Source organism: Streptomyces canarius (assembly GCF_014650735.1).
GTDB classification, from domain to species: Bacteria; Actinomycetota; Actinomycetes; order Streptomycetales; family Streptomycetaceae; genus Streptomyces; species Streptomyces olivaceoviridis.
Genome location: NZ_BMVN01000127.1, coordinates 1 through 6312, shown reverse-complemented (window position 1 = coordinate 6312; position 6312 = coordinate 1). Strand labels below are relative to the sequence as shown.

Here is a 6312-nt window from a genome sequence, read left to right as displayed (position 1 = left end):
GCTACTTCCTCTGGAACCTCAAGATCCCAGTCTCCAGGTGTCCACGATCAAGGGGAAGCTTCAGTAGTCGGCCTGTTCCGAGGCCACGTCCAGCGGCGGTTTCGCGGGGGAGCCGGCTGACGCGGACCCCCCGGTGGATGTGGCCTTGGCGGTGGCCGGCTCGGGGGCCGCTGCGGCGACGGGGGCCTGGGCGGCGGCGAACAGGCTCAGACACGCCGCTATCAACAGCGAGATAGGCGCGCGCAGGCGCCCACGTCCAGACATGGGGGAGTTCCCTTTCCTTCGGGGGCTGGGGTACGACCCGTGCGGGGAGGAGCAGGGCGGTCGGGGCCCTGTCAGGGCACGGGCCGGGGTGGGCGGTGCACGCTCACAGCGGTTCGTAGCCCGGTGCCGGGTCATGCTCGGGGGGCTCCTGGCCGGGAAGGGGAATCGGGTCGGCGCCGGTCAGCGGCGGGGGTGTCTCGTCACGCACTTCATCGGTATCCGGTTGGTTGTCCAGGGGACCGATCATCTCCAGCCTCTCCACCGGGGCCCCCGGGGCGGGGCGCGTCACGGGGCGAGTATGGCCGGGCCCGTGGCCGGGAACGATTGGGCAAATGACCTAAAGCTCGGGTGGCCGGCGGGCCACGCGAGCATGACGAGCCGGTGCGCGGGCCGCGGCCGTCGAGCCGAACCGCTGGGGTGAGGCCGCTCCGGTCCGCAGCCGCGGGAGTCCGCGCCCGTCGCCGCCTTGGCCATGCCGCTCCCCGTCTCGGTGGCCGCATTCGGCGTCGCCGTCGGGCGCCGGAACATCCAGGTTCAATGAACGCTCGCCATATCTGTCACTATTCGGCGTTCTACCGACGACTACCGCTACGTACAAACGTCATATCCCTACTGATTGCCGGACTTCCCGTCATCTCGATGAACTTCTTGGCGCCTCGACACGGTTTCTCAATGGGTAGTCAGGCAATGCGTGGGGCCGCCGGGCCTCAGGCGCACGCTCAAGCGCGAAGGAGGATGATGAACGCGGTCACTGGCAGCGAGAACTACACGGTCTCCGTCTTGCAACGGCTTGCGGAGAGAGGTGATCGTGACGCGATCATCGCGGGGTCGCGACGGGTCAGCGGCGCCGAAGCCGTCAGCACGGCCCTGCGCTTCGCTGCGGCACTGCGGGGCAGCGGTCTGGTGGAGGGGGACGGAGTCGCTCTGTTCGTGGAGAACTCCCCGGAGGCGCTTCTGCTCCAGCTGGCGGTTCATTTCACAGGCTGTCGGCTGGTCTTCGTGCCGCCGGAGCCTGGCAACAGTGAACTGGAAGCATTAGTTCAGCGCGCCGACGTCAAGATGCTGCTGTTCGACCCGGTCTTCGAGGAGCGGACCAAGCGGCTGGCCGGCCGGATCGACATCCCGTATCTCTTCGGTATCGGCGCATCCTCGATTGCGGCCGACTTCCTGACGGCAGCCTCCGGCGATGCGGGCCTCTCGCTCCGCGAGGCCGCAGACGGCCGCCACATCGCGACGCTGCTCTACACGGGCGGTACGACCGGACTGCCCAAGTTGGTCGTCCACCGCAGCGGCTTCTACGACAACTATGTGCAGGTGTCGGCCGCGTTCTGCGACGGCGAGTCCGCTGATCCAGCAGTGCTGATCTGCACATTGGTGACACATGGCAGCGGTCACGGTGCCTTCCTGACGGGCGTCCTGAGCGGCCACACCATCGTGCTGCTGAGGACATTCGACGCCGGCACGGCCCTGTCCGTGATGGACAGCGAGCGTGTCACCAGGATGATGGTGGTGACACCCATGCTGTACGAGCTGCTTGATCACCCGGACTGTCTCCCCGGTCGCTTTCCGGCGTTGACCACCCTCCAGTACACCGGTGCAGCCGCATCTCCCGCACGCCTCAGACAAGCAATTGGGCGTTTCGGTCCGGTTCTTGAACAATTCTACGCATCGACCGAGATGGGAATGGTCACCCGACTCACCTGCCGGCAACACGACCTGCAACGTCCCGAGTCCTTGACCAGCTGCGGACGCCCAGCACCCGGAGTCGAGACAGAGCTGCGTGACGACTCTGGCAAGCCGGTGCCGGTGGGGCGAGTCGGTGAGCTGTGCGTGCGCGGTCGCTCCGTCATGGAGGGGTACTGGAACGACCCGGAACGCACTGCTGAAGTCCTCGACGAAGAGGGCTGGTTTCGCACCGGAGACATCGCACGCGAGGACGAGAACGGCTATCTGTACATCGTCGACGGGGCACGGGACATCATCGTGACGGGCAGCACGGCCGACAACGTCTATTCCCGACTTCTGGACGACTTCCTCACCGCGCAGCCTGCCATCAAGGGCGCCGCCGCCATCGGCCTGCCCGGCGACGACGACAAAGAGACCGTGCACGTCGTCCTCGTCCTCGAGGACGAGGCCGATGTCCCGGACCTCGACCGGCTGACTCGCGAGATCGTCGACGCTCTTGGTGACCTCTACACTCCCGCTTCCTACTCGATCACCGACGCCCTGCCCGTCACCACCGTCGGCAAGATCGACAAAAAGCTCCTCCGCGCGTCCTTGCTGACATCCGGCGCATAGAACCCCTCAGGTGGGGCGTACCAGACATGTCTCGTACGCCCCGCCTGGTGAAGTTCACCAACCTACTCGACGAATACTCCGGCGTACTCCTCGACCGGCGCAGGTCCGGTCGTAGTCGCCCGCCGTCTGTCGGACCGCAGGCGATGCAGAGGGTCGAGTAGCCGGTGAGGACGCAGACCTCCACCGCGGAGGAGACGCCTGCCGGCCGGGTCGGCATGGTGAGCAGAGTGCCCCCATCGGAGGAGACCTGCATGTGCGCGGCGTCGGCAGCGGCCTCACGGGTGACGCCGGCCAACTCGCCGAGCAGAACAGCCTGGACGGTGCCGGCCCGCGAGGTGCCCGCGCGAGGCCGTAGCCGCGGTACGGGCGGAGGCCCCGGTCCGACGGTGGCTCGACGGGCCAGTACGCCTGTCCGCGGTGGTGCTTCCGCCGGGGTGCCTTCGCGAAGGCACCCTCACTTGTGTATCGAACACAGATGTCGCATAAGGTAAGCCTCGCCTAACTACTTGAAACGTTGACCACAGCGAGGAGCTGTCCCATGTCACTTCGGCGCCGCGGCCCCGCCGCCGTCGCTCTCGCCGTCGCCGCCGCCCTCTCCCTCGCGGCGTGCGGCAGCGACTCCTCGACGGACGGCAAGAGCAGCGAAACCTCCGCCCGCACCGGTTCGGGGGCGAAGGACTCCAAGTCGGTCGCGAAGGGCGGCAAAGACTTCGCCGACGCCGCCGCGAAGACCGCCGCGCTCGGTACGGACGCGAAGCCGGGACAGTGGCCGCGGACCATCAGGCAGGCCATGGGCGACACCGTGATCAAGGCGCAGCCCGAGCGTGTCGTCGTGCTGGACGTCGGCGAACTCGACAACGTCGTCTCCCTCGGTATCAAGCCTGTCGGCCTGGCCACCACCGAGGGCTCCCCCGAGCTGCCGTCGTACCTGAAGAAGGACGCGGGTTCGCCGAAGAGCGTCGGGACTATCAACAGCCTCAACCTGGAGGCGATCGCGGCCCTCAAGCCCGACCTGATCCTGGGCAGCCAGTTGCGCGCCGCTGCCCAGTACGACGAGCTGTCGAAGATCGCCCCGACCGTCTTCTCGATCCGCCCCGGTTTCACCTGGAAGCAGAACTACCTGCTGAACGCCGCCGCGCTGGACAAGACCGCCGAGGCCAAGGACAAGCTCGCCGCGTACGAGACCCGGGCGAAGGAGCTCGGCACGAAGCTCGGCGCGGACAAGCCGACGGTCTCGATGGTCCGCTACATGCCCGATGGGGTCATCCGCCTGTACGGCAACGACTCGTTCATCGGCACGATCCTGAAGGATGTCGGCATCCCGCGCCCGAAGAACCAGGACATCGAGGATCTGGCCGCCGAGATCAGCGCCGAGAACATCGACCAGGCCGACGCCGACTGGATCTTCACCGGTGTCTACGGCGACCCCAAGGCCACCGACAAGTCCAAGGCCCAGGGCAACCCGCTGTGGAAGAACCTGAAGGCGGTCAAGGACGGCCACGCCCGTGACGTGCCGGACGAGACCTGGTACCTGGGTCTCGGCGTCACCGCGGCCGACTCGGTCCTCGACGACCTGAAAACCTACCTCAAGGCCTGACGGCCCGGCAAGAGAGAGTGAGCGCGGCGCATGTCGTCACCCACCCGTCGCCGGGCCGGCTGGCTGCTGGCCGGTACGGCGATGCTACTGATCGCGGTTCTGCTGAGCCTCGCCGTGGGCAGCCGCCCGATCGCCCCCACCGAGGTGATCCAGGCCCTGCTGCACGGCGGCAGCGACAATGACGCCCAGGCGGTGCGGTCACTGCGGGTCCCACGGACCATCATCGGCGTGCTCGCGGGCGTCGCGCTCGCCGTCGCCGGGACGGTGATGCAGGGCATCACCCGCAACCCCATCGCCGAACCCGGCATCCTCGGCGTCAGCCAGGGCGCTTCGGTGGGTGTGGTGTGTGCCATTGCGTTCCTCGGGGTGCACACCCTGACCGGGTACGTGTGGTTCGCGTTCGCCGGCGCGGCACTGGCCGCGCTGGCGGCGTACGCGGTCGCGAGCTCCGGGCGGGGCGGGGCCTCCCCGGTCAAACTCGCCCTCGCGGGCGCCGCGATGAACGCGTTCCTCGCCTCGATCGTGTCCGGGGTCTCCGCCGTCGACGCCCGCATGCTGGACGAGTTCCGCTTCTGGCAGGTCGGTTCGATCAGCGGGCGCGGCAGCGAGGTCATCGGCCAGATCTGGCCCTTCGTGCTGGCCGGCCTGGTGCTGGTCGCCGTGGTGGCCCGGGGGCTGGACGCGCTGGCGCTCGGCGACGACGCGGCCCGCGGCCTCGGTTACAAGGTCGGCTCGCTACGGCTGCTCGGCGCGCTGGGCGCGACTGTGCTGACGGGTGCATCGGTGGCTGCGGCCGGTCCGATCGCGTTCACCGGGCTCGCCGTCCCGCATGTCGCCCGCGCGCTGGTGGGCACCGCGCACCGCTGGGTGCTGCCGCTGGCGGCGCTGCTGGGGCCGGTGATGATCCTCGGTTCCGATGTGCTCGGCCGTGTCCTCTTCCCGCCCTCGGAGGTGCCGGTGGCCGTCATGACCGCCCTGATCGGTGTGCCGTTTTTGATCGCCCTCGTGCGGAGGCGGACGGTGGTGGCCGCGTGAGCAGCACCACGTCCCCCCTCGTCCGACCGGGCCGCCGCCCGGCCGGGCACGGCGTCCTGCGCGTGGGGCGCGCCAGTTTCCTCGTACACCGGCGGGCGGCCGTCGTCGCGGCGGTGCTCACGGGCCTGCTCGGCTGCGCGGTGGTGGCGTACCTGTGTGTGGGCGAGTCGTTCGTGCCGCCGTCGCAGGTCGTGCGGGTGCTCCTCGGCCGGCCGAGCCCGGACGAGCTGGTGGTGGGCACGCTGCGACTGCCCCGGCTGGTGGTCGGCCTCCTCGGCGGGGCCGCGTTCGGGGTGGCGGGCGCACTGGTGCAGACCGTGGCGCGCAATCCGCTGGCCAGCCCCGACGTCATCGGCATCACCCATGGCGCGGGCGCGGCCACGGTCGCCGCCATGAGCTTCACCGCCATCGCCTACGACGCCCTGCCCTACGTCTCCATCGCCGGCGGCCTCGCCGCGGCCGCGCTGGTGTACGCCTTCGCCTGGCGGCGCGGACTGCACGCCTCGCGCTTCGTGCTGGTCGGCATCGGCGTGTCCGTCGCCCTCGGCTCGCTGACCCAGCTCCTGCTCACCAAGGGCGACTATCTGGCCGCCCAGCAGGCCAAGATCTGGCTGACCGGCTCCCTCGACGGCCGTGGTTACGAGGAGGCACGGCCCCTGGCGCTGCTGATGGTCGTGGCGGTCCCGGCGGCGCTGTGGGCGGCCCGGGCGCAGCGCGGGGCGAACTTCGACGACGACACCGCGACCGCGCTCGGCGTCAGGCTGGACCGCGTCCGGCTCGGCCTGACCCTGCTCGGTGTCGTACTGACGTCGGTGGCGACCGGTGCGGTCGGCCCGGTCGACTTCGTCGCGCTGCTCGCCCCGCAGATCGCGCGGCGGCTGACCCGCACGGCCCAGATCCCGCTGCTGTCCTCGGCGTTGACCGGTGCGCTGGTCGTCGTGGTCGCGGACCTGCTGGCCCGCCGTCTGTTCTCCCCCGTGGAACTCCCCGTCGGCGTCCTCACCGCCGCGGTGGGCGCCCCGTACCTGATGTGGCTCGTCGCCCGCAACCGCAGTCGCTCCGGAGGCAATCCGTCATGAGCCGTACCTCAACCAGCCGTCTCGTGGCGCGGGATCTGA

The 6312-nt window shown here is 69.4% G+C and carries 7 protein-coding genes; 4 read left to right on the top strand and 3 right to left on the bottom strand.

What is annotated here, in order from left to right; translation table 11 throughout:
- Nucleotides 1–60 precede the first annotated feature (60 nt).
- Nucleotides 61–264 (bottom strand): hypothetical protein, encoded by a 204-nt coding sequence (locus IE294_RS46030; RefSeq protein ID WP_189895283.1) that lies wholly within the window; start codon nt 262–264, stop codon nt 61–63.
- A gap of 103 nt (nt 265–367) precedes the next feature.
- Nucleotides 368–511 (bottom strand): hypothetical protein, encoded by a 144-nt coding sequence (locus tag IE294_RS46025; protein ID WP_229918226.1) that lies wholly within the window; start codon nt 509–511, stop codon nt 368–370.
- A 488-nt stretch (nt 512–999) separates the two neighbouring features.
- On the opposite strand from IE294_RS46025, the gene IE294_RS46020 reads away from it, so the two are divergent.
- A complete protein-coding gene (locus IE294_RS46020; RefSeq protein WP_229918225.1) occupies nt 1000–2562 on the top strand; it encodes an AMP-binding protein in 1563 nt (520 codons plus the stop codon).
- Here IE294_RS46020 and IE294_RS50065 read toward each other — a convergent pair.
- On the bottom strand, nt 2498–2869 hold the full coding sequence (locus IE294_RS50065) for a hypothetical protein (RefSeq protein ID WP_373315967.1): 372 nt from the start codon (nt 2867–2869) through the stop codon (nt 2498–2500). The two genes, IE294_RS46020 and IE294_RS50065, sit on opposite strands and share 65 nt — an antisense overlap.
- Before the next feature lie 231 nt (nt 2870–3100).
- On the opposite strand from IE294_RS50065, the gene IE294_RS46010 reads away from it, so the two are divergent.
- The 3 genes from IE294_RS46010 to IE294_RS46000 are packed head-to-tail and all read left to right on the top strand — an operon-like array spanning nt 3101 to nt 6273.
- Nucleotides 3101–4159, top strand: coding sequence for an ABC transporter substrate-binding protein (locus IE294_RS46010; RefSeq protein WP_189895280.1), 1059 nt, complete (start codon nt 3101–3103; stop codon nt 4157–4159).
- Between the two features lie 30 nt (nt 4160–4189).
- Entirely contained in the window at nt 4190–5194 is a 1005-nt protein-coding gene (locus IE294_RS46005; protein ID WP_189895279.1) for a FecCD family ABC transporter permease, read from the top strand.
- Nucleotides 5191–6273, top strand: coding sequence for a FecCD family ABC transporter permease (locus IE294_RS46000; protein WP_189895278.1), 1083 nt, complete (start codon nt 5191–5193; stop codon nt 6271–6273). Before IE294_RS46005 ends, IE294_RS46000 begins: the two co-directional genes overlap by 4 nt.
- Nucleotides 6274–6312 lie beyond the last annotated feature (39 nt).